This is a genomic window from Novosphingobium sp. AP12, assembly GCF_000281975.1.
Classification (GTDB): domain Bacteria; phylum Pseudomonadota; class Alphaproteobacteria; order Sphingomonadales; family Sphingomonadaceae; genus Novosphingobium.
On the sequence record NZ_AKKE01000050.1, the window covers coordinates 1 to 23,056 of the forward strand.

At 68.0% G+C, this 23,056-nt stretch carries 15 protein-coding genes and 1 pseudogene; 9 read left to right on the forward strand and 7 right to left on the reverse strand.

Going from position 1 to position 23,056, the window contains the following annotated elements; all coding sequences use genetic code 11:
* The first annotated feature begins 108 nt into the window (after positions 1 to 108).
* Both PMI02_RS09260 and PMI02_RS09265 read left to right on the forward strand, forming a co-directional pair.
* Positions 109 to 1,782 carry a capsule polysaccharide transporter gene (locus tag PMI02_RS09260; protein WP_007681890.1) on the forward strand — a complete coding sequence of 558 codons (1,674 nt, stop codon included), beginning with the start codon at positions 109 to 111 and terminating at the stop codon, positions 1,780 to 1,782.
* 10 nt (positions 1,783 to 1,792) lie between these two features.
* On the forward strand, positions 1,793 to 2,986 hold the full coding sequence (locus tag PMI02_RS09265) for a glycosyltransferase family 1 protein (protein ID WP_007681891.1): 1,194 nt from the start codon (positions 1,793 to 1,795) through the stop codon (positions 2,984 to 2,986).
* Between the two features lie 13 nt (positions 2,987 to 2,999).
* Here PMI02_RS09265 and PMI02_RS09270 read toward each other — a convergent pair whose 3' ends face one another.
* Positions 3,000 to 3,926, reverse strand: coding sequence for a DUF2279 domain-containing protein (locus PMI02_RS09270; protein WP_081496672.1), 927 nt, complete (start codon positions 3,924 to 3,926; stop codon positions 3,000 to 3,002).
* A gap of 551 nt (positions 3,927 to 4,477) precedes the next feature.
* Positions 4,478 to 5,089 carry a sterol desaturase family protein gene (locus PMI02_RS09275; protein WP_007681893.1) on the reverse strand — a complete coding sequence of 204 codons (612 nt, stop codon included), beginning with the start codon at positions 5,087 to 5,089 and terminating at the stop codon, positions 4,478 to 4,480.
* Between the two features lie 104 nt (positions 5,090 to 5,193).
* On the opposite strand from PMI02_RS09275, the gene PMI02_RS09280 reads away from it, so the two are divergent.
* Complete coding sequence (locus PMI02_RS09280) at positions 5,194 to 5,985, forward strand: SDR family oxidoreductase (RefSeq protein WP_007681895.1); 792 nt, start codon at positions 5,194 to 5,196, stop codon at positions 5,983 to 5,985.
* On the opposite strand, the gene PMI02_RS09285 is transcribed toward PMI02_RS09280, so the two are convergent.
* Positions 5,982 to 7,493 (reverse strand): LTA synthase family protein, encoded by a 1,512-nt coding sequence (locus PMI02_RS09285; RefSeq protein ID WP_238539042.1) that lies wholly within the window; start codon positions 7,491 to 7,493, stop codon positions 5,982 to 5,984. The two genes, PMI02_RS09280 and PMI02_RS09285, sit on opposite strands and share 4 nt — an antisense overlap.
* A gap of 360 nt (positions 7,494 to 7,853) precedes the next feature.
* Here PMI02_RS09285 and PMI02_RS09290 point away from each other — a divergent pair, with 360 nt between their 5' ends.
* Positions 7,854 to 9,035 carry a capsule biosynthesis protein gene (locus tag PMI02_RS09290; protein WP_052025498.1) on the forward strand — a complete coding sequence of 394 codons (1,182 nt, stop codon included), beginning with the start codon at positions 7,854 to 7,856 and terminating at the stop codon, positions 9,033 to 9,035.
* 4 nt (positions 9,036 to 9,039) lie between these two features.
* On the opposite strand, the gene PMI02_RS09295 is transcribed toward PMI02_RS09290, so the two are convergent.
* Both PMI02_RS09295 and PMI02_RS09300 read right to left on the reverse strand, forming a co-directional pair.
* A complete protein-coding gene (locus PMI02_RS09295) occupies positions 9,040 to 10,347 on the reverse strand; it encodes a sigma-54 dependent transcriptional regulator (RefSeq protein ID WP_007681901.1) in 1,308 nt (435 codons plus the stop codon).
* Positions 10,344 to 12,050, reverse strand: coding sequence for an ATP-binding protein (locus PMI02_RS09300; protein WP_007681903.1), 1,707 nt, complete (start codon positions 12,048 to 12,050; stop codon positions 10,344 to 10,346). The genes PMI02_RS09295 and PMI02_RS09300 overlap by 4 nt, the downstream gene beginning before the upstream one ends.
* A 234-nt stretch (positions 12,051 to 12,284) precedes the next feature.
* Between PMI02_RS09300 and PMI02_RS09305 the strand changes: the two genes are divergently transcribed.
* Entirely contained in the window at positions 12,285 to 13,610 is a 1,326-nt protein-coding gene (locus PMI02_RS09305; protein ID WP_007681905.1) for a dicarboxylate/amino acid:cation symporter, read from the forward strand.
* 69 nt (positions 13,611 to 13,679) lie between these two features.
* A complete protein-coding gene (locus PMI02_RS09310) occupies positions 13,680 to 15,134 on the forward strand; it encodes an alginate export family protein (RefSeq protein ID WP_007681907.1) in 1,455 nt (484 codons plus the stop codon).
* 147 nt (positions 15,135 to 15,281) lie between these two features.
* Here PMI02_RS09310 and PMI02_RS09315 read toward each other — a convergent pair whose 3' ends face one another.
* Positions 15,282 to 16,331: a tyrosine-protein phosphatase gene (locus PMI02_RS09315; RefSeq protein ID WP_007681910.1), complete on the reverse strand. Its 1,050-nt coding sequence runs from the start codon at positions 16,329 to 16,331 to the stop codon at positions 15,282 to 15,284.
* 17 nt (positions 16,332 to 16,348) lie between these two features.
* The gene (locus PMI02_RS09320) at positions 16,349 to 18,925 is read right to left on the reverse strand and encodes a TonB-dependent receptor (RefSeq protein WP_007681912.1); all 2,577 of its coding nucleotides are present in this window, start codon (positions 18,923 to 18,925) and stop codon (positions 16,349 to 16,351) included.
* Between the two features lie 185 nt (positions 18,926 to 19,110).
* On the opposite strand from PMI02_RS09320, the gene PMI02_RS09325 reads away from it, so the two are divergent.
* The 3 genes and pseudogenes from PMI02_RS09325 to PMI02_RS09335 all read left to right on the forward strand — a co-directional run.
* Positions 19,111 to 20,295 (forward strand): TetR family transcriptional regulator, encoded by a 1,185-nt coding sequence (locus tag PMI02_RS09325; RefSeq protein ID WP_007681914.1) that lies wholly within the window; start codon positions 19,111 to 19,113, stop codon positions 20,293 to 20,295.
* 95 nt (positions 20,296 to 20,390) lie between these two features.
* Positions 20,391 to 22,673: an FdhF/YdeP family oxidoreductase gene (locus tag PMI02_RS09330; protein ID WP_007681917.1), complete on the forward strand. Its 2,283-nt coding sequence runs from the start codon at positions 20,391 to 20,393 to the stop codon at positions 22,671 to 22,673.
* A 91-nt stretch (positions 22,674 to 22,764) separates the two neighbouring features.
* Positions 22,765 to 23,056, forward strand: a pseudogene (locus tag PMI02_RS09335) (beta-glucosidase); the annotation flags it as partial.

Genomic DNA, 23,056 nt, shown 5'->3' on the forward strand with positions numbered 1-23,056 from the left:
GGCAGCCGCCGCTTCGCTGAAGAGCCTGAAACTGCCTACCGGGGGGTACGGCGTGATCCGCCGGGGCGAAAACGGCGGGCTGGAAGTGCCGGTCTGGGGGCGGCGGCCGTGAACGAGCCCCTGCTGCGCTCACCCCCATTCCGGGGCGCCGACGCCTCTGTATCCCGGCCGCCTTCCGGCAGGAATCCCGGCCTGACGAACGAGCCTGCCGCGCTCGTCGCCCTGGTGCGCGAAGCGCGGGTAGGAGGCCGGTTCTGGGCCGCTCCGGCGGGCCTGTCCGGGCCGCCCGGCACCGTGCTGCGCCCGCGCCGGGTCAAGGACCTGACCGCCCATCTCGAAGGCATGGGCCTTGTCGAGCGCCGCTCCGCACTGTGGATCGCGCCCTCGTCCGACCGCCGATGGGCCCGCGCGCTGGGCCGGCTCGTAGCTGCCGAAGGCGGTGACTGGCGGGGCGACGTCGATCCCTGGTCGGTTCTTACGGGGGCACAGGCCCTCGTCGCGCATGGCGACGACGAATGGGTCGCCCTCGCGCGGATCGCCGGTGTCCCGGTGCGGGTCCTGTCGGCGGGCCGGTTCGGAACCCCGAGCGACGACGCTCTCGCGCTCAAGATGCAGGCGGCGCGCGCGCTCGGCGGGGCCTTCCGCGATCCCTTCACCGACGCCCCGGCAACGGTCGAGGCCACCATCGAACTGCTGGCCGGATGGCGCAGCATCCTGGAAGCGAACCGGCCGATCGTTGCCGCTTGCGGCATGGCCTGGTGGAAGCGCTCGGAAATCCGCCGTTTCCTCTGGCATCCCCAAAGGCGCCTGCGCATGGTCCGGAGCCCCGCACGCGCGCTTGCGCTGGCCCAGCAGGCCGGGGGCGCGGTGGCGATCTGGCCTTCGCGGGTCTCGCCGGCGCTGATCGCCGATGCAGCGCGGCAAGGCGTGCCGCTGGTGCGCGTCGAGGACGGTTTCGTGCGCTCCGTGGGTCTCGGCGTCGATCTCGTGCCGCCGTCGTCGGTGGTCGTCGACGCCTCTGGCATTCATTTCGACCCGTCCGGCCCGAGCGACCTCGAACAGGTCCTTGCCGGCACAGAGGCGCCCCCAAGGCTGCTCCAGCGAGCGAGGGCTCTGCGCGAGACGATCGTCGCGGCAGGGATCAGCAAGTATGCGGCCGGACCGAGCGTGGCCGTCCCCGAACGACAAGCCGGTCGCCGCCTCGTCCTTGTCCCCGCGCAAGTGGAGGACGACATGTCGGTCCTGGCGGGCGGCGGCGGGCTGACTTCGAACCTCGAACTGCTGCGCCGTGTCCGCGCGCTGGAGCCCGACGCCGAGATCTGGTTCCGCCCCCACCCCGACGTGGATGCAGGCCACCGCAAGGGCGCGGTGCCGGACGCCGACATCCTCGTCCACGCCGACCGGATCGTGCGCGGCGGCGGCATGGCGCCGCTGCTGGACGCGGTCGACGCGGTCCACGTGCTCACATCGCTGACCGGCTTCGAGGCGCTTATGCGCGGCCGCAAGGTGGTCTGCCACGGCACACCCTTCTACTCCGGCTGGGGCCTCACACGCGACCTCGGTGACGTCCCCGGGCGGCGCGGGCGCGTACTGACGCTCGACGCACTGGTGGCGGGCGTGCTCATCCTCTACCCGCGCTACCTCGACCCGGTGAGCGGCCTGCCCTGCCCGCCCGAAGTGCTGGTCGGCCGCATGGCGAGCGCCAGCGCGACCAATCGCCTCGGCTGGATTGCGCCCCTGCGCCGCTGGCAGGGCCGGTTCATGAAGGCCTTCCTTCGGTGAACAAGACCCGATGACCGACGTGATCCTCGACATCTCGCGCCTGATCTCCCGCCTGCGCTATTCGACCCCTTCGGGCGTGGACCGGGTGGAGATGGCCTATGCCCGCGGCCTGCTGGCGCGTCACGGCGACGCTCTTGCCTTTGCGGCGGTACATCCCACCGGGCTCTACGGCCGGCTCTCGCGCAAGGCCGCACTCGGCTACCTCGACGAGCTCGAGCGCCGCTGGTCGAAAGAGGCCGACGCCCCCCGCCAGCGTTCGCTGCCCTCGGTCATGCCGCAGCTCGCCGCGCTGCTGCCCTCGGGCAAGGGGGTCGGCTCGGGCGGTGTGTACGTGCAGGCCTCGCCGCATCACCTGACCAACCTGCCCAAGGTCCGCCGCATCCTCGCGCGGGAGCGGGCGAAGTTCCTGTGCCTCGTCCACGACCTCATCCCGATCGAGTTTCCCGAGTATGCCCGCTCCTCCGGCGCGGCGCTGCATCGCCGCCGCATCGAGACGGTGGCGGAGGCTATCGCGGAGACCGGCGGCGCGGCGATCGTCAATTCCGCCGCTACCGGACGCTCGCTGCAGCCGTGGCTCAGGCCGGGCACTGAGATCCACGTCGCCTTGCTCGGCACCGAGAGCCTGCCCGCCGCCGCGCCGGAAGCGGGCGACGGGCGGCCCTATTTCGTCTGCCTCGGCACGATCGAGCCGCGCAAGAACCACCTCCTGCTGCTGCACCTGTGGCGAGACCTCGCGGAGACACTCCCGCCCAGGGAGGTGCCGCGCCTCGTCATCGTCGGCCGCAGGGGCTGGGAGAACGAGCAGATCATCGACATGCTTGAGCGTTGCCCCGCCCTTGTCGGCCATGTCGACGAACTCGGCGGATGCCCCGACGCGCGCCTGTCGGCCCTGTTGCGCGGAGCCCGCGCCCTGCTGATGCCCTCGTTCGCCGAAGGCTACGGCATGCCGGTGGCCGAGGCGCTGTCGGTCGGCACGCCCGCGATCTGCAGCGAGCTTGCCGCCCTGCGCGAAGTGGGCGGCGCCGTTCCCGACTATCTCGACCCGCTCGACGGCCCCGGCTGGAAGGCGGCGATCCTGGACCATACGGCGCGCGGCCCCCTTCACATGGCGCAGATGGCCCGCCTGCCGGGCTGGCCCAATCCGACTTGGGCAGCGCACATGGCGATCGTGGCCGGCGCGATTGACAAGCTGCGCGCGGGCTGAGGGCCCGGCGTCCTCAGTTGCCCAGCCGCCCGGTGCTGTCGTAGCGCAGCGAGGTATAGGGCAGTTGCACGTAGTCGAGCACCGAATAGGCGGCTCTGCCGATAGTCGAGCGAGACTTCGCGAACAGCAGTTCGCCCAGGTTCAGGCCGACGCCGACGAACAAGTGCTGCTTGGGAACGATGCCCTGCTCGCGGTCGCTGTTGAGGAAGTCCGACGCGTAGTAGCCGACCTGGAGGTCGAGATATTTGAGCGGGGAGTTCTCCAGCTTCTCGAACCCGGAGCCCTTGAGCGAGAACAGGAAGCGCTCCTGCTCGTAGTGCTTCTTGCCGACGTGGCTGTAGACCTGGTCGTTGGGGATGATCTCGATCTTGAAGGCGAGCTTTTCCTTCAGGCCCGGCACCGTGTTGCGCAGCACCGAGAAGCCCGCTCCCGCGATGTTCATGACGATATCCTGCATCGAGTAGCCGGCGTCCGGCTCGATCCCGTCGGATATCTCGTTCAGCGCCATGAGCCCTGCCGCCAGCACGCCGGCGGTCACCGCATCGCCTTCGGCGCCGCCGGTGTTGCGGTGGATGCGGTGGTGCAGCAGTTCCGCGATGAGATAAGTGTTGAAGGCGTGGGTCAGCTTGTCCATGCCGATGGTCTGGGTATCCTTGCCGAACCAGCCCTCGTCATGGAAATGGAACGAGGAGGTGTCCTTGAACAGCTTGGGTATTCCCTGCGCGAGGACATAGCCGCCGAGGATGAATATCTCGGTCTTCGAACTGCCCGCCTGCTGACCGAAGCTCTTGTACGGCGAGTATTCGCGTCGCACGTGCCCGGAGCGGGTGAGTCGCTGGTCGTCGATCGGCCCCACCGGGGCCGATAATGGGGCCCCGTCCAGCTCGGCGTATCCCGGCAAATCCGTCCCCGCCGGCTGGAGCGTCACGGGCTGGAGCATCGTCGGACCGGGCCGGGCGGACGTTTGCCGGACATCGGCCAGATCCCAGTCATCGCCAGCCGGTTTCAGGGAATCGGGGGAAAACGGACGACGCTTGCCAAATTCAAGGCCCGGCATATCGGCTTCCGCCGCAAACTCGGGCCGCACCATCTGGAACGATGGAACGTCATCCTGTCGAGGCGCGGCACCGGCCGTGCCGGTCCCGGCACTCGCCCAAGCCGGAGCGGAAGGAAGGCACAGAGCGAGGAGAAGCATAGCCCGGTCGCAATGGATTTTCCGCATTAAATTCCCGTCATCTAACATCGCGCAAGGACGCGAAGCGATTGATCCGGCGATACGAAACGCCCGAACCGGATTGCTCGCAGCCCGAGATGTGCCTCGTATTTCCCCCTATTCGGTTCTTCGGCCAATTTTCCCAATGGAGTCAATTCGGAATCCCCCGACTTCCCGCTCCGCACGGATCGTGCCCTGCCCGCGCACGCGCCTGGCGGCCCCTCGCCGCAGCTGCAGATGGGACGTGCGGCAGGCGCGCCGGCCCCTTCAACCCCGCATCAGGGTTTGAGCGTGTCGATCCGGGTGCCGAAAACTCGGTCCCAGAAGATCGCCGAGATCGCGAAGTTGCTCTCGTCGTCGATGAAGTGGTGGCGCATGTGGTGGCGCTTCAGCGCCGAGGCCAACCTCCCGCGCATGGGCAGGTGGTGGCAGGCATAATGGGTGATATCGTAGATCAGATAGCCCACGAAGAACCCCAGAAACAGCCAGATGCCCGCCAGACCGAGCAAAGCCGTGCAGCCGGCCACGACCATCGTCAGGACCGGGACGCTCACCGAGAACGGCATCAGACCGCGCAAGCTGTCGTTGGGATGGTCGTGATGGTTGCCATGGATCAGGAACACGAACCATTTCGCCACCGGCAGGTCCAGTTCGAGATGGAAGAGGTAGCGATGCATGGCGTATTCGAACAACGACCAGATGACGAGGCCGACGGCTAACAGGCCCAACCCGGCCAGCGGACCGACGGCTCCCCAACCCGCCCACACCGCGATCGGCAACACCAAGCTCCACGTCACCGCGAAAGCCTGCGGCGAAATAAGTGTAAGCTTTTCGAGCAGGTCGGTTTGAAACAACCTAACGCGTTGCGGACTAGGATCGAGCGCGGACATTGATAAAATCTGGACAGGAGGCGAGGTGGAGTGTCAAGCCCTTACACTTTGTTCACGCATCACAAAGTGTTGGAATGAGTAGCTTGCCGCAGGAGAACAACGGAATGGCGAAACCTCCCCCTTCTGCGTCACACCCTGAACACATTCTCGTAACCGGAGCATCGGGCGGGCTCGGCGGTGCCATCGCACGCCATTATGCCCGGCCCGGAGTACGTTTGTCGCTGTGGGGGCGTGACGAGGGGCGGCTGGCCGCGATCGCGGAAGTCTGCCGGGAAGCGGGCGCCGCGGTCGAAGTCGTGTCCCTCGACCTTTCTGACATCGGCGGCGCGCTTGCCGCGCTGGCGGCGGGAGACGAGGCCGAGCCCTTCGACCTCGCCATCTTCGCTTCGGGCCTGGGCGACATTCGCGCCGAACAGGACAAGGTCGAGGCGCCCGCGCTCGTCGCGCGGCTGGCAGCGGTGAACTTCGCGGCTCCCGCGGCGCTGGCCGCCGCGCTGGCCGGACGCATGGCGGAGCGCGGACGGGGCGGCATCGTTCTGGTCGGCTCCGCCGCGGCATTCCACGCCCTGCCGTTCGCGGCCGCCTATTCCGGCACCAAGGCCGGCCTCGCGCGCTTTGCCGACGCGCTGCGCCTGGGCGTGCGTCCTCACGGGGTGACGGTCACGCTGGTGTCGCCCGGTTTCATCGACACCGCCGCCGGGCGCAAGGTCCCCGGACCCAGGCCGATGATGATGCAGCCGCAGCAAGTGGCCGCGCGCATCGCGCTGGCAGCGGCGAAAGGCAAGGCGCATCTGGTCCTGCCCTGGCCGTTCACGCTGCTGCGCTGGCTCGACCGCCTGCTGCCGCCTCCCCTGCGCGATCGCCTGCTGCTTTCACTGGCGCCTCCGGCGCGTTAGCGCAGCACCGCGTCCAGCACCGCGTGATGCAGCTGCGCCGGCGTCAGGTCCACCCGCCGGTTTTCGCCCCGCACCACCTGCCCCGCGGCGTCGAGGCGGATCATCACGTAGGGAGTATGACGCGCGCCGCCCGGCGCGGTCGCTCCCGGAATACTGGGGCGATGATCCCCGAAGAACACCAGCATGGCCGGGCGGGCCATCGCGGAGACTTGCTCGATCAGGGTGGCCAGCATGGCGTCGCTGCGGCGCACGAGCCGCAGGTAGCCCTGCACCAGTGTCTCGTCCCCGGACGGCGTCCATGGACCATGGTTCTCGATCGTCACGGCATAGATGAAGGTCGGCTCGCCCGCAGCGGCGTCCCGGGCCAGATCGAGGACCTGCGACGCCACCGCCGCGTCGGTAACGTAGCGCCCGGCGCCCGGCTCCACGGGCGCGAAACGATCCTCGCCCACCAGCTCCGCGAAGCCGCCAGCGGGCATGATGCGGTCGCGACCGTAGAAACGCATGTCGTGCGGATGCACGAACAGGCTGCGCCACCCGGAATGCGCCAGCCGCGCCGGCAGCGCGTAGGAGGCCTCGCCCAGCGCCGTCAGGAATGGATCGTAGCGCCGGAAGCCGAGTGCATCCTCGTCCCGCCCGAACAGCGCGCCATATTCGGTGCGCATAGTGTAGGCCCCGAAGCCGCTGACTTCGAGCCCTCCCCATTGCCACGCGTCGGCGCGCGCGGAGGCAAGGCCCGGCAGGGAAAGGGCGGGGTCGGCGAACAGATCGACCGGATCGGCGAACGATTCGCACTGGATGACGAGGAGCAGCTCGGGCGTCGGCTCGCCTGCCGCGAGGGACTGCCGGACCGGCGGCGGGCAGGGCGGCGGATCGTCGCTCTCGCGCCAGCGTAGCCAGTAGAGCAGCAAGGTCGGCAGGAAACCATGGCGCCGCACGTCGGCATGAGCATCGGGCTCGCGGGCGAGGTTGCGGAACGGATCGCAGCGCAGGCTGAGTGCCAGTACCGCAAGGCCGGCCGCCGCCAGCGCAAGGCCGGCGAGATGCTCCGCCAGCGCAGGCACGAACAGCCATGAGACAACCCCGAGCAGCACCGCCGCGATCAGGGCGACCACCACGCGCTGCCACACCCTGATCGCCGAGAGATAGAACTGTGGATGACGAAAGATCGCGCCGATCAACGCCAGGTCCGAAAAAAGGAGCGGTTCGCCGAGCATGGCATGCTTGGCGTTGGACACGAGCACCAGGAGCGCAAGCAGCGCCAGCGCCAGACCTGCGGCGACCGGGGCATTGCCGCACAGGGCTAGGAAGGCGCCGAACACGGCGGTCATGATGCCCGCCTGCAACCACATCCCGGCCAGGCTGCGCCCCGGCCATCCAGCACGCATTCCCCGGCTTTCCGGCCCGGCATCGCCCCGCCGCCGCGTCTCCGGCCGTGGCCGCACCAGGCGGTCCAGACCGGCCGACCCGATCAGCAATACCAAGAATGTCAGTTCGTCGCCTGTCACTGTCCCGCCGTACAACCGCCCCCTCGAGCCCCCCTCGGGCTCCATCGGACATCGCATCCTGCGGGCGGGAGCGGCGTCATAGCGGGCGGACCCAAGGCTGTCATCAAAGGTCTACGTCTGAACGGATGTGGGGCAAGACGGACTTGCCGCATGTCGTGGGGCAGACTAACGCCCTAACCGATACTCGCAGGGCAGTGGGTGCGAAGTCGTTTGACTGCAGCATCGATGGTCTATTCGAACGATACACGGAGCTTCCGTTCGCCGATGCAAGAACGTCCCATCGCCGCATACACCGCCGGCGCTTCGGCGAGACCTTCGGCAGAAGGCGATGAGCGCAGGGTGCTTCTGCTGCAGGGCCTGATGGGGCCCCTGTTCAGGCGTCTCGGGCAGGGGCTGATCCGGGCCGGGCACAAGGTCTACAAGGTCAACTTCAATGGCGGCGACCGGCTATTCTGGCGCCTCCCGGGCGGGATCGACTATTGCGGCTCGCTGGAAGCCTGGCCGCAGGTGCTCGAAGACCTGATCGCCGAGCATGGCATCACCGACGTCGCCCTTTTCGGCGACTGCCGGGACCACCACCTTGCAGCCACGCGGGTATGCCGCCAGCTCGAGGTGCCCGTCCACGTCTTCGAGGAAGGCTATGTCCGGCCCGACTGGGTCACGCTCGAGCTCGGCGGCGTCAACGGCCACTCGCTACTGCCGCGCGATCCGGTCTGGTACCGCGAGACGGCGGCGGCCCTGCCCCCCGTGCCCGCGCACAGCCAGGTCCCCTCCTCGTTCCGCCGCCGCGCGATCGAGGGACTGGCCTACAACGTCGCCGACGTCCTGAGCCGCTGGCACTACCCGCACTGGTCGAACCACAGGCCCTGGCATCCGCTGGTCGAGGGGATGGGCTGGGTTCGCAAGCTGCGCCGCCGCAAGGAACGGGAAGCCGCGAGCCACCGGCTGCTGGCGCGGCTGGAGGCGAGCGGGGAGCCCTATTTCCTGTTCCCGCTGCAACTCGATTCCGACGCGCAGATCCGCCTGCATTCGCCCTTTGCCGGCATCGCCGACGCGCTCCGGCTGGTGATCGGCTCCTTCGCCGCCCATGCCCCCGCTGACGTGCGCCTCGTGGTGAAGGAGCACCCGCTCGACAACGGCGTGCGCGACTGGCAGCAGGTGACGGCCGACATGGCGGCCCTGTTCGGCGTCGGCGCCCGCGTGGATTACCTGCCCTGGGGGGACATCGTGCCGGTGACGCGCAGGGCGCGCGGCATGGTCACGATCAACAGCACCAGCGGCACTCTGGGACTGGCCATGGGGGTGCCTGTGGTGGCGCTGGGACACGCCGTCTACGACGTGCCCGACATCACCTTCCAGGGCCACCTCGATACCTTCTGGCAGGCCCCCGTGGCACCCGACGGGACGACGTTCGCGGCGTTCCGTCGCGTGCTCATAGAACGCTGCCTGATCCCCGGCGGCTTCTTCTCCGAGGAAGCGCTCGACAAGGTGGTGCGCCACGCCATAGCCCGCTTCGAAGGTCGCCCCATCGTCCCGGAATGACCCGTCAGCGCGCGCCCTTGCGCAGCGTGGTCAGGTCGATGCCGTGCTTGTGGACCTTGTAATAGAAGGTCTTGCGCGGGATGCCGAGGCGGGCGATCGCCGCGCCGATCTCGCCGTTCGCGGCGAGGACGGCGGCGACGATCGTCTCGCGCTCGAAGGCATCCAGGCGCTGCGGCAAGGTATCGCCCGGCGCCTCCGGGGCGACCTGCGGCGCGGCTTCGGTCAGCCCCAGCACGAAGCGCTCGGCGTAGTGGGCCAGTTCGCGCACGTTGCCCGGCCAGTCGTGGCTGGCGAGATGACCCTGCACCGAGGCCACCATCTCTGGCAGGGGCCGCCGCAGCCGCGCCGCCGATGCCCCTGCAAGATGGGCGAAGAGCACGGGGATGTCCTCGCGCCGCTCGCGCAGGGGCGGCATCCGCAGCCGCAGCGCCGCCAGCCGGTAGAACAGTCCGGGCGCGATCTTGTCCGCAAGCTCGCCGTCCTCGGTGCCGCCCGTCGCGATGACCCTGAGGTCGAGCGGCAGCGGCTCGCGCGCGCCGGGGCTGCGCAAGGTCCGCTCCTCGACCAGCGCCGCCAGCCGCGCCTGCAGCGGGCGAGAGGCCTGGTCGATGTCGTCGAGCAGCAGCGTGCCGCGATTGGCCGCCGCGATGCTGGCCTCCCCGCTCGCCGCGAATAGCTCGTCCTCCAGCGCATCGGGCAGCGCCGCGCAGGCGACCGCGAGGAAGCGGCGGCGTGCACGTTTCCCCGCGCGGTGGATCAGCCGGGCGAGCAATTCCTTGCCGGTGCCGGTCTCACCCTCGATGAACAGGTCGATGTCCGCATTGGCGAGGGTCGGGATCATCTCGCGCAGCCGCCGGATCGCGGGTGACTGGCCGACGAGGCCCGAGGGCTCGTCCCCCTGCGCCTCGGCCCGCAGCCGCCGGTTGTCGAGCGCCAGCGCCCGGGCGGTGGCGGCGCGGTCGGCGGCGGCGACCAGCGCCTCGGGGTCGAACGGCTTGGTAAGGAAGTCCCAGGCCCCGGCCTTGAGCGCATCGACCGCCATGGTGACGTCGCCGTGCCCGGTCACGAGAATCACCGGGAGGCTGGGGTCGCGCTCGTGAAGGGCGCGCAGCAGCTCGATGCCGGACATGTGCGGCATGCGCACGTCGGTGACGACGAGGCCCGGCCAGTCCGCATCGATCGCTGCCAGCGCCGGCTCGGCGGCGGCGAAGGCTTCGACGGCGAACCCCGCGAGGGTGAGCACCTGCGCGGTCGAGACGCGAAGGTCGTCGTCGTCCTCGACCAGCGCCACGCGGCGCGCCCCGCCGCTCATGATGCTCTCCGCAAGGTGATCTCGAAGCAGGCGCCTTCGTCCGAGGGCAGGAGGCGCAGGGTGCCGCCGAAGTCCTCGGCGATGTCCTTGGCGATCACCAGGCCGAGGCCAAGGCCGGAAGCGCGGCTGGTGGCGAAGGGGGTGAACAGGCGGTCCGCCACCTCGGGCGCGATGCCGGGACCATTGTCGCGCACGAGAAGGCGCAATGTGTCGGTCTGTGCGTCCAATGTCACGCCAAGGTACGGTTCGGGATGGCCATCCAGGGCCTCGATCGCGTTCTGCAGGAGGTTCACCAGCACCTGCTCCAGTCGCACGCGGCCGCCGAAGACCATGAGCCCGGGCGCGATCTCGGGCCGCTCGAAAGTGACGTGGGACAATCGCTCCTTGAGCAGCAGGCAGGCCCCGTCCACCACTTCCGCCAGCGCGATCGGCCCGCCGCCACGGCTTCCCTTGCGCGCAAACCCGCGCAGTTCCGCCGTTACGGTGCCGATCCGCTCGGCCAGCCGGTCGATCGCCTTGAGGTTGGCCCGCACGTCATCCTGCGCCCCCATGTCGAGCAACTGGCGCGTGGTGGCGGCATAATTGCGGATCGCGGCGACCGGCTGCGCCGTCTCGTGCGCGACGCTGGCAGTGACCTGTCCCAGCGTCGCAAGCCGGTTCGCCTGCCTCAGCCCCTCGCGCAGTTGCGCGGCATGTTCCTCGGCGGCCGCGCGCTCCTCGATCTCGCGGCGTAGGTCGATGGTGCGCTCGGCGACGGCGGCTTCCAGCTGAGCGGTCCGTTCGGCCCGGCGGCGGCCGCGTTGGCGCAGGAACAAGGCGAGCGCGAACAGCGCCAGCGTCGCCAGCGCCGCACCGACCTGCGCGGCGCGCACCGTCGCCTCGACCCCGCGCAGCGGCAGCGCGAGATTGACACGCCAGCCGGCAGGGCTCGGCTTGCTGGTCGTCAGCAGGGAATCGCCGGGGGCGCCGGGAATGGCGATGTGGCCATCGCGCAGGACCCTGTAGGGCGCCGGGCGCAGGTCGCCGACGCCGATGATCTCGCGCTCGATGCGGCTGCGCTCCGGCGTCAGCGCGCGGGTCGCGGCATAGCGCCAGCCGGGGCTGCTGGTGACGAGGATCACGCCGTCGCGGTCGGTCACGAAAGTCGTGCCGCTCGCCTCGCGCCACTGCTCCTCGACCCGGTCGAACTCCATCTTCATGACGACCACGCTGCCGCCGGCGCCGCGACGGGCGAAGAACAGGCCGGGCCGTTGGCTCACCGTACCCAGTGCGAACTGTTCACCCGCACCACTTTTTACAGCCGCGCGAAAATAGGGCCGGAAGCTATAATCCTTGCCGAGGAAACTGCGTGGATCGCGCCAGTTGCTCGCCGCCAGCGTCAGCCCGTCGCGGCGGATGACGTAGATGATCGGCGAGCCGAGCTGCCCCGAAAGCCGCTCCAGCTTGGCGTTCATCACGGCCTCCGCGCCGGGCCGCCCCGCCACCAGCGCGACGAGGTCCCGGTCGTCCCCCAGCGCGAGAGGCAACAGGCGGAAACGCGCGACCTCGCTGGCGAGCAGCGCCTGGCGAAGCCTGGCATCTGCGGCGGCTTGCTCGGCAAAGCGCGCCGTCACCGTGCCGCGCACCGCAAGGCCGACCGCAAAGGCCACGAGCAGCGCGCAGGCCAGCCCCGCCAGGAGCCAGAGGAGGTTCCTCGATCGCATGACGCGAATCCGATAGGCCCGCGCTGGCTGATGTGCAAGTTCCTGCACTTTCGTTGCGCATGTGGTGCCAATATCTGGACAGCAACACGATCATATTTTTCATAACGTATTGAAAATCAACAACTCGTCGTTTTTCTCAATTCCCTTTGCGCGCAGCGCACGAGGGGGCAGATTGGTGGGGCTCGAGCACCGCCCCAGGCATTGCCGGCCCCAGAGGATGAGACAGGTCGCCCCATGAACTATGTTGCCCCCACCGCTCCGTCCCATGCGCGCCCCGGCCGCTGGTACACGCACCTTTATGTCCAGGTTCTCGCCGCGATCACCGCCGGCGTACTGGTCGGGCATTTCTACCCGGCGACGGGCGAGGCGCTGAAACCGGTGGGCGACATGTTCATCAAGCTGGTGAAAATGGTGATCGCGCCGGTCATCTTCCTCACCATCGTGACCGGCATCGCCGGCATGCGCGACCTCGGCTCGGTCGGGCGCGTGGCGGCCAAGGCCTTCGCCTACTTCCTGTTCTTCTCGACCCTCGCGCTGATCGTCGGCCTGATCGTCGCCAACGTGGTCCGCCCCGGCGCGGGCTTCAACATCGACCCGGCCACCCTCGATGCCAGCAAGGTAGTCCAGTATTCCGAGAAGGCGCACGAGACGACGCTGCTCGGCTTCCTCAACGGCATGATCCCGGACACTCTGGTCTCCTCGCTGGCGCAAGACAACATCCTGCAGGTGCTGGTGGTGGCGATCCTGTTCGGCATTTCGCTGGCTTCGATCGGCGATCGCGGCGCGAAGGTCCTCTCGATCCTCGAGGACGTTTCGGTCGTCATCTTCAAGCTCGTGTCGATCGTCATGAAGCTCGCCCCGATCGGCGCGTTCGGCGCGATGGCCTTCACCATCGGCAAGTACGGCGTCGGCAGCCTCGCCAACCTTGCGCAGCTGGTGGCGACGTTCTACGCGACCTCGATCCTGTTCGTGGTGGTGATCCTCGGCGCGGTCGCCAGGCTCTGCGGGTTCTCGATCTTCAAGCTGATCGCCTACCTCAAGGGTGAACTGCTGCTGGTGCTCGGCACCTCGTCCTCAGAAAGCGCCCTGCCCGCACTGATCGAGAAGATGGAGCGCGCCGGCTGCCCCAAGGCCGTGGTCGGCCTCGTCGTCCCCACCGGCTACTCGTTCAACCTCGACGGCACCAACATCTACATGACGTTGGCCGCGCTGTTCATCGCGCAGGCCTGCAACGTCGACCTGACGCTGGGCCAGCAGCTGCTCCTGCTGAGCGTCGCGATGCTCTCGTCCAAGGGCGCGGCGGGCGTGACCGGCGCGGGCTTCATCACGCTGGCGGCGACCCTCTCGATCGTGCCGTCGGTGCCGGTCGCGGGCATGGCGCTGATCCTGGGCGTGGACCGCTTCATGTCCGAGTGCCGCAGCCTTACCAACTTCGTCGGCAACGCGGTGGCGACGATCGTCGTCTCGCGCTGGGAAGGCCGCCTCGACGGCGAGGCGCTGGAAGCCGCGCTGAACGGCCATGCCCTGCCGATGCCGGCCCACGCCCTCCCGGCCGAGTAAGCGCGGCCCCGCACGACGAAAGCGCACGACGAAAGCGCGCGACGAACAAGCGCGCACAAGGGAGATACCATGACCACCGTTTCGGCGCGGCTGCTTGCCGCTACCCTTTCGCTCGCCTCCGCCATCGCGCCCACGCTGGTCAATGCCGAGGCGGCGAAGACCCCCTACCCGCTCGCATCCAACGGCGACGCCGCCGTCAAGGATGGCTACACCCTCTCCCGCTGGGCGGAGGACTGGACGTCCAAGGCCGACCCGGCAAAGGGCGACGATGTGCTTGATCGCCTCAAGTTCCTGCCGCTCGACGATGACGGCGACGTCTACCTGACGCTTTCGGGCGAGCTGCGCCTGCGGGTCAACGAGACGACCAACCCCAACCTGCGCGAAGCCGAGGCGCAGCGCCAGGACATCACCCGCATCGTTGCCGGCGCGGACCTCCATATCGGCGAGCACCTGCGCGCCTATGGCGAGCTGGCGCACGGCGGCATCTCTGGCCGCAACCTCGGCGCGCCGGCGGCTACGCTGCGCAACGACCTCGTCGTCCAGCAATCCTTCGTCGAAGCGAGCGCCGAGATTTCCGGGATCGACGTGGGTGTGCGCTACGGCCGGCAGGAGTTCACCGACGGACCGAACCTGCTGACCTCGCAGCGGGACAACAACACCATCCGCTACACCCTCAATGGCTGGCGCGCCTGGGCGCGCGGATCGAAGGTGCGTGCCGGAGCATTCGACCTGCGCCCGACCGCCTACGGCGACCTCGGCACCGACGACGACGTCAACGATCCGGCCCGCCGTTTCTCGGGCGTGAACCTGGGCTTCGTGCTGCCCAAGACCTTCCTCGGCAACTCCAGCCTCGTGCTCGACACCTTCCTGTGGCGGCGGCACAACGACGTCGGCGCCTGGGGCGGCCGCATCGGCCCCGCCACGCGCAAGTACGTCGGCGCGCAGCTGAAGGGCGACGTCGGCCCGCTCAACATCGACTGGTCGGTCAACCACCAGTGGGGGTACTACATCGACCAGGACATCGACGCCTGGCAGGCCTTCATCGCCCAGACTTATCGCATCGGCGACGGCAAGACCGCGCCGCGCATCGGCGTCCATTTCGACTATGCGAGCGGCGGCGGCGGATACGGCGACGGCAAGCTGCGCAACGCCTACTCGCCCTTCGGCAACAACATCTACTTCAGCTACCAGCTGTTTCTGACACCTTCGAACCTCGTCGCGCTGACGCCGAACGTCGGCTTCACGCCCTTCAAGAACGCAAGGGTCACCGCCGAGTACGAACTGGCCTGGCGCGACAACGTCCACGACGCCGTCTACCGCGCCAATGGCCAGCCTTTTGCGGGTACGCAAAATGTCCGCGCCCGCAAGATCGCTGACCTCACCCGCGTCCAGCTGGTCTGGACTCTCACTCCGCGCGTGTCGTTCACCGGCCGCTACGAGCACATGGCCGCCGGTCCCGCGCTGACCGAGGCGGGCTACCGCAGTTCCGATTTCCTCGCCGGCTGGCTCTGCCTGCGGTTCTGACCCTGTCCCTCCCTGGACAGGGCCAGATGTCGTCCCCGCGCGGCCTCGGATCTCTCCGGGTCGCAACCATCAAGGCAGTGGGCCGCGGCATGCGCGGGGACGGCACATGGGCACGGGAAGCTCCAACCGGGGCTCCCCGCCCCCTCGTCACGCCAGCATGTTCGCCCGCAGCGTCGCGATGTCGGCATCGGTGAAGCCGAGCACCTTCTTCAGGTAGCCTTCCGAGCCGCCGTATTCGCTGTCGAGGTAAGTGAAGAACTGCACGATGTGCGACGCGCCGCTCTTGGTATAGAGCGGTTCCGGCTTGTCGCGCGGCTCTTCGCTGCGCTGGAAGTAGTACTGGACGATCGGGTTGTCCGGATAGTCCTTCGGATCGATCCTGGGCATCTCGTACTGCGGACGGCGCAGCGCCGTCGACAAATGGTAGTCCTTGACGATCGTATCGCGGTCCACGCCCAGCACGTCGTACAGCAGGGCGGTGGCGATGCCGGTGCGGTCCTGTCCGGCCGAGCAGTGGTAGAGCACCGCGCCCTCGTTGGCGATCAGGCGCTTGAACATCGAGCGGTATTGGGGCGCGAGCATCTTCTCCATGCCCTGATAGACGTTCTCCCCGCCGCCCTTGCCGAAGCTGGCCATCAAGGGCTTGAGCGAATAGTCGTTGGCGATGAACAGCGCGCCGGTGCGGTCGTCGATCTGGTCGGGCGCGACTTCGCGTTCCTCCAGTGAGCGGAAGTCGACGACGTTGCCGATGCCCAGTTGGCCAAGCACCGCGTAGTCGCTGTCGGTCAGTAGCGGCATCGCGCCCGAGCGGAACGCCTTGTCCCACTTGACCATCTTGCCGCTCTTGGTGACGTAGCCGCCGATGTCGCGGAAGTTGCTGCCCTGCTGGACCGCGACGACCCGCTCGGCGACGACGGTCTGGTGCCCGCCCTTGCCCTCGAGGATGACATAGCGGCGCTCGGTCGCGGGGATCGACAGCTTGAGTGTCGCGTCCTTGCTGCCCGCGGCGAAGCGCTGGTCGCTCTTGTCGAGCGTGGTGTCGGCGCTGATCCACACCGAAACCGGCGCGGTATCCTCACGTCCCAGTTCCACGGTCTGGGCGTCGAGGCGCGTGAGCGTCGCCAGTTCGCGCGCCGAAGCGGGCGAGCCGGCCAGCACCGCGGCCAGGGCAATCAGGGCAGTTGCAGTCGTTTTCATTTTTCAGGTCCTCCCCGTCAGTAGCTGAAGCGGACGCCGAACAGGTAGCGCGAACCGATCTGCTCGACCTCGGTCGGCGTGGCGGTCGTGCCCTGGTAGGCGACGTAGGTCTCGTCGGTCAGATTCGACAGATCGGCGAACAGCGTGAAGTTCTCGGTCAGCGCATAGCGCAGCGAGACGTCCAGATTCTCGTAGCCCTTGCGCGATTCGCCGCTGCCCATGCCGCCCAGCGTGTCGAGCCAGTCGGAGCGCCACTGGTAGCTGACGCGCGCCGATACACCGTACTTTTCGTAGAACAGCGAGGCGTTGGCAATAGTGTCGGACATGCCCTGGAACGAGACGTTCTTCTGGGTCGGCATGTCGAAATCGCCGTCGAGCAGGGTCAGGTTGCCCTGGTAGCCGAAGCCGTCGAGCGCGCCGGGCAGGAAGTCGAACTGCTTGAGCACGTTGAGCTCGACGCCGTAGAGCTTGCCCTTGTCGCCGTTGTAGGTGCCGGACAGCAGGTAGTTCGAGCGATCGACACCGCCGAAGTCATAGAAGTCGCTGCCGACCGGGATCTGGCTCTGGTAAAGCACGTCGTCGACCCAGCGCGAGAACCCGGCGACCGAGATCATGCCGTTGCCCGGCAGGTAATATTCGATGCTGGCGTCGACGCCCCAGGTGTATTCCGGCTTCAGAAAGGGATTGCCGCCGCCGATCGTACCGGGGCTGTTGGTGTCGTTGATCGACGCGCCGACCCGGATCGCGCCGTAGGCCGGACGCGACACGCTGCGCTGGCCGGCAAGGCGAAGCACGAGGTTGTCGGTCGCGCTGTACTTGAGGTTGAGGCTGGGGAAGAAATCCGTCTTGCTGGTATGGCGCGACAGCGGGGTATAGACCGCGCCGGTCAGCACCGACCCGTCGTTGCCGAGCGTGTACTTCTCGACGCGCACGCCGCCGACCGCGGTGAGCGCGCCGCTTTCGATCTTGGCCATCGCGTAGCCAGCCAGCGTCTTCTCGCGCTGAAAGTAACGGTCCGTCGCCGGCACGTCGAGCGCGGGATCGTAGCGTCCCGCCGCCTCCAGCCGGCCCAGCAGGCTGTCGATATCGCGGCGCATGCCGATATTGTCGACATAGTTAAGCTGGACGCCCAGCGGGAAGCCGGTGTCCCACGCCTTGTCGGTCACGTAGCTGTTGATGTCGAAGGGCTGGCCCACGGCGGCACCCGAGGCGAGCATCACCATGTTGGAGATCGACAGGTTGTTACCAGATATGTCGCGGTCGATGTACAGGCCACCGGCCGAAAGCGTCAGGTCGCCCATCCGCTTCGCGACGTCCAGCTTGGCGGTGTAGCTCTCCGAGATCGTCTCCTGCCGGCCGAGCAGCACGTAGGCGCCGGCATTGCCGAGGCTGGCCTGATTGAAGGGACCGTTGATCGTCACGATGGGAAAGCGCGGATCGCTGTTGTCGTAGCTGAGGTTCAGATTGCCGGCGCCGCTGGTCGAGGCTTGCACGAGCGGCAGGAAGGTCGAGTTCTCGGTGCGCGCGTAGTTCAGCTTGAACGAGGCGTCGAAGCCGTCGTCGCCCTCGTAGTCGCCGCCGATGGTGCCGATGTAGTTACGGTTGCGGTACTCGCCGTAGTTGAAGCTGCCACGCAGGGGAACGCCGGCGAGGTTGCCGGAAGCGAGGCTGCGCGTGCCGCTGGTCGCGCGGTCGAGGCGGAATTCGTACTGGTTGCGGCGCTCGTCGTCGTTGAATTCCGAGAAGATCGCCTTGGCATAGATGCGCTGGCCTTCCACCGGGCTGTATTCCACGCCGCCGAACAGGCCGTTGTTCCAGCGCTCGATCTGGTACTGGCGGACGTCGAACTCGGTCGGGCCGCTCGCGTCGTAGGCGCCGACCTCGCGATTGTCGGTCAGCTGCTTGCGGCGGTAGTGCGAGCCGCCAAGCACGAAGCCGAAGGTGTCGTTCGACCAGGACAGCCGCAGCGAACCCTGCCGCTGCTCGCCGTCGCCGAGGTCCATGAAGCCGTAGCCCACGTCCCCGTTCACGTGCAGGCCATTCTGCTCTATCGGCGAATAAGTCTTGAGATCGATCGTCGCGACGACGGCATCGGCCTGCAGGTTCGAGGTGAGCGACTTGTTGACCGTCATCTGCGAGAGCAGCACGGCCGGGATCGCGTCGAAGCGGAAGGCGCGGGTATCGCCGCCTTCGTCGACGCCGACTATCGGGATGCCGTCGATGCTCACCGAGGTCCAGCGGTTGGGCGCGCCGCGCACCTGGATGTAGCGCTCCTGGCCCTGGTCGCGCTGCACGGCGACGGCCGGCAGGCGGGAGAGCGCGGCGGCGGCATTCTGGTCGGGGAAACGGCCGACCGCGTCGGCGGCGGCGACGTCGGACAGGTTGTCGGCGATGCGCTTGGCCTCGATCGAGTCCTTCTGGGCCGAGACGATCGACCCGGTGACGACGATGTCCTCGCCAGCGGCATCCGCCGCGTCGGCCGCTGCTTCATCGGCATGGGCGACGGCGGCATTCGAGAACACCCCGGCAAGAGCGAAGGCAAGCGCGCCGACGATAGCCGTCGAGCGTAGGTATGTAGATGTCAGCAACTTCACGGTGAATAAACCCCCTGTTTCGATGGGGGCCGGCTAGAACGCCTGTATGTAGGTTAAGTGACACTCTGGAACGATTGTGCAGCGCGCATCGTTTGCACGGTATTGCTCGATTGTGGCTGAGCGCTCTGCTAGGCCGGAGCAGGCAACCTCTTGCAATCATACTCGTGGACTCTCGAAAAACCGTCATGGAAGCGTCATCCGATCGATTCGTCCGCGCCGTTCAGAGGCACTGGGAGACTCAAGGCAGTGCGGCGCTGTCTGCGCGCCGCATCAGCGCGCTGGCAGACGCGCCGGTCTCGTCAATCTACCATCATTTCGGTTCTCTGGAACAGTTGTTCGGGGCCAGCCAGCAAGCATCGCTGGCGCGCGCCAAAGTCTGGCTCGCCGATCGGCTGACGCAGTTCGCGGGCCTGCCGCGCGGGTTCGATGCCTTCCCCGGCTTCTTTGCCGAAATTATCGACGAATGGGCCTACGTCCAGCGCGGACTCGCCTTCGCGTGGCGCGAATGCCAGCTCCTGGCCGAGAGCAACCCGCTGTTCCGCCCGCTGTCGGCCGAGTGGGACGAACTGTGGCGCGGCTTCTGGCAGGAGGCCGGCGCGCGCTTCGCGCTCGGCGCCGGCACGCCCATCGCCTACCGGGTGTTCGAGAACGAGAGCTTTCTCCACATGATCCGCTGGCGCCGCCTGGTTGACCGGGCCGCTCTCGACGAGACGGCGCGGGTCCTGGGCACCTGGCTGTCGCGCCGGCCGGTGCCCCAGACCCCGTGGCGCGATTTCGCCCGGGCCGAGGCCATGCGCGCAATGCCCGACCTGCCGCAGCGTGACGATACGGCCGCACGGATCGTCGCGGCCGCGGCGGACTTCATTTCCGACGCGGGCGTGGCCCGGCTGACCCACCGTGCCGTCGCCGACCGCGCCGGACTGACGCTCGGCATGGTCTCGCACAAGTTCGCGACCAAGTCGGCCCTGCTCGAGGCCGGTTTCGAAGGATTGTACGAGGCCAACCTAAACAGGCTGCAGGGCGGGCCCGGATCGCTTTCATCCCCGAACCGGGAATCGGTGCTGGCCGCGATCGGCGGCATGATCCTGCGCGGCGCCAGCGTGCGTGGCAGCGACGAGCTGTTCGTGGCGGTCGCTCGCGATCCCTCGCTCAGCCAGTTCGGTTTGCAGCTGCGCTATCTCAGGGGCCGCACGTCGATGGGTACGCTGCAGACGCTGGTCGGCGAAGAGCGCGTGATAACGCCTACCGAGGCCGCGCTGTTTTCCAGTTTCACGACCTCGCAGATCCGGTGCTTCGCGGGCGCGGGCACATGCCTCGCCGAGGATAGCGTGCGCCGCGAGATCGCCGCCCTGCTGGACATACTAAGGTAGCGCTGGAAATCCGGCGCGAAAGCAACCATCTGCAACTGCGTGGGCCCGCCGCCCGCGTTCTCCAACGCCTTCCTTTCGAAGCGGAACACTCTCCCATGGCCCACTCGCACGACGCCGAAGCAGACCTGGTGGGCATCAGCGACTACAGGGGCCCGGCCGGAGGCTGGGGCGCCCTCGGCGCAGTCGCCCGCACCGTGCGCGAGCAGATGAAGGCCAGCCCCGACACGCGCGCGCTGCTGCAGATGAACCAGCCCGACGGGTTTGACTGTCCCGGCTGCGCATGGCCCGACCCCAAGCATACCTCCTCGTTCGAATTCTGCGAAAACGGCGCCAAGGCGGTGACCTGGGAAGCGACCGTCAAGCGCGTCGATCCAGACTTCTTCGCCCGCCACACCGCCAGCGAACTGTGGACCTGGACCGACCACAAGCTGGAGGACGCCGGACGCCTGACCGAGCCGCTCCGCTACGACCCCGAGACCGACCATTACGTGCCCATCACCTGGGAGGAAGCCTTCGCCCGCGGCGGCGCGGCGTTGCGGGCGCTCGACCACGCGGACGAGGCGGAGTTCTACTGCTCGGGCCGCGCCTCCAACGAGGCCGCGTTCCTCTACCAGCTTTTCGCGCGTGAGTTCGGGACCAACAACTTCCCCGACTGTTCCAACATGTGCCACGAGGCGACCAGCTCCGGGCTGCCCAAGTCGATCGGCATCGGCAAGGGCACGGTGACGCTCGAGGACTTCGACCTCGCGGACGCCATCTTCTGCATCGGCCACAACCCCGGCACCAATCACCCACGCATGCTCTCGACGCTGGCCGCCGCCTCCAAGCGCGGCGTGCCGATCGTTGTCGCCAACCCGATGCGCGAGCGCGGGCTGGAGCGCTTCAAGTCTCCCCAGCATCCCACCGAGATGTTGACGCCGCGCTCTACGCCGCTGGCCTCGGAGTACCATCAGGTCCGGATCGGCGGCGACATGGCCATGCTCAAGGGCATGATGAAGGCGCTGTTCGCGCTGGACGAGGCCGAAGGCGGCGTCATCGACCGCGCCTTTATCGCCCAGCACACCGAAGGCTTCGAGGCTTTGCAGGCCGACATCGAGGCTACCTCGTGGACCTGGATCGAGGACCAGTCGCGCCTCACCCGCGAGGCGATCGAGAGCATGGCCAAGGTCTACGCCGGGGCCGAGCGCGTGATCGTCTGCTACGGCATGGGCATCACCCAGCACGCCCACGGCACCCAGAACGTCCAGGCCATCGCCAACCTGCTGCTGCTGCGCGGCCAGTTCGGCAAGCCGGGCGCGGGCATCTGCCCCCTGCGCGGCCACAGCAACGTGCAGGGCGACCGCACCGTCGGCATCACCGAACTGCCCGCCGAGGATATGCTGGACCGCCTCGACGCCGCGTTCGGCATCACTTCTCCGCGCAAGCATGGGCACAACGCGGTCGAGGCGCTCGCCGCCATGCGCGACGGCCGGTCCAAGGCGCTGATCTCGCTGGGCGGCAACCTCGCCGTCGCCATGCCCGATCCCGAGGCGTGTTTCGCAGCGGTGCGCGGGCTGGACCTGTCGGTGAACATCGTCACGAAATTCAACCGCACCTGCCTGCTTCACGCGAAGGAGACGCTGGTGCTGCCTTGCCTCGGCCGCACGGAACTCGACCTTCAGGCGGCCGGACCGCAGTGGGTGACGGTGGAGGACAGCATGTCGATGGTCCATGCCTCGCGCGGGAAGCTCCAGCCGCCGGGGCCGATGGTGCGCTCCGAGCCCGCGATCGTCGCCGGCCTCGCCCGCGCCGCGCTGCCGCAAAGCGCGGTCGACTGGGAAGGCATGACCGCCGACTACGACCGCATCCGCGACGGCATCGAGGCGGTCTACCCGGACTTCCACGACTTCAATTTGCGTGTACGCAAACCCGGCGGCTTCCGCCTGACCATCGCCCCCGATGACCGGGTGTGGAAGACGCCAAGCGGCAAGGCGCAGTTCATCGCCCACCCCCACGCCGAGGACAACGCCGCCCAGCCGCTGCTGCTCACGACCATCCGCAGCCACGACCAGTACAACACCACGATCTACAGCTACGACGACCGCTATCGCGGCGTGACGGGGCGGCGCGACGTGATCTTCGCAAACGAGGTCGACCTTGCGATGCTGGGCCTTTCGCATGGCGACAAGGTGGACGTCACCACGCCCACCGGACGCATGCTGAAGGGCTTCACCATCGTGCGCCACGCCATCGCGCGCGGTTCGCTGGCGGCCTATTACCCGGAGGCCAACTGCCTCGTCCCGCTCGATGATTTCGACCCGGCGAGCGGGACGCCTGCCTACAAGTCGATCCCTGTTACGGTCACGGCATCCGGGTGGCCGGCAGTCCATCGCGCATGAGAGGCGCTTCGTCTGCCGCAGTGCAACAAAGCCCGCGACTTTCGCTTAGGGAGCGCGAATGCATTCCCCCGGACCTGCCCGCCCCTCCTCGCTGAACCTCGACCGCCGCAGCCTGCTTTCGGGTATCATCGGCAGCGCGCTGGCGCTCGGCATGAGCCGCGTGGCGCTTGCCGCCGACGAGGTTTCGCGCGTCGACGACCTCATCAAGCGCATGACGATCGAGGAAAAGGCCGGGCAGATGACGTGCCTTGCCGACAGTTTCCGCCCCTTCAACCCGCCCAATCCCGATGCCGGCATCCAGGACGAGAAGCGCCTCGCCCAGGAAATCCGCAAGGGCCGCGTCGGCTGTCTCTTCAACGGCATCGGCGTGGCGGGAGCCCGCC

Coding starts and splice junctions, on each gene's coding strand:
- PMI02_RS09265 (WP_007681891.1), top strand. CDS start 1,793: ATGACCGACGTGATCCTCGACATCTCGCGCCTGATCTCCCGCCTGCGC.
- PMI02_RS09270 (WP_081496672.1), bottom strand. CDS start 3,926: ATGCTCCAGCCCGTGACGCTCCAGCCGGCGGGGACGGATTTGCCGGGA.
- PMI02_RS09275 (WP_007681893.1), bottom strand. CDS start 5,089: ATGTCCGCGCTCGATCCTAGTCCGCAACGCGTTAGGTTGTTTCAAACC.
- PMI02_RS09280 (WP_007681895.1), top strand. CDS start 5,194: ATGGCGAAACCTCCCCCTTCTGCGTCACACCCTGAACACATTCTCGTA.
- PMI02_RS09290 (WP_052025498.1), top strand. CDS start 7,854: ATGGGGCCCCTGTTCAGGCGTCTCGGGCAGGGGCTGATCCGGGCCGGG.
- PMI02_RS09295 (WP_007681901.1), bottom strand. CDS start 10,347: ATGAGCGGCGGGGCGCGCCGCGTGGCGCTGGTCGAGGACGACGACGAC.
- PMI02_RS09300 (WP_007681903.1), bottom strand. CDS start 12,050: ATGCGATCGAGGAACCTCCTCTGGCTCCTGGCGGGGCTGGCCTGCGCG.
- PMI02_RS09305 (WP_007681905.1), top strand. CDS start 12,285: ATGAACTATGTTGCCCCCACCGCTCCGTCCCATGCGCGCCCCGGCCGC.
- PMI02_RS09310 (WP_007681907.1), top strand. CDS start 13,680: ATGACCACCGTTTCGGCGCGGCTGCTTGCCGCTACCCTTTCGCTCGCC.
- PMI02_RS09315 (WP_007681910.1), bottom strand. CDS start 16,331: ATGAAAACGACTGCAACTGCCCTGATTGCCCTGGCCGCGGTGCTGGCC.
- PMI02_RS09325 (WP_007681914.1), top strand. CDS start 19,111: ATGGAAGCGTCATCCGATCGATTCGTCCGCGCCGTTCAGAGGCACTGG.
- PMI02_RS09330 (WP_007681917.1), top strand. CDS start 20,391: ATGGCCCACTCGCACGACGCCGAAGCAGACCTGGTGGGCATCAGCGAC.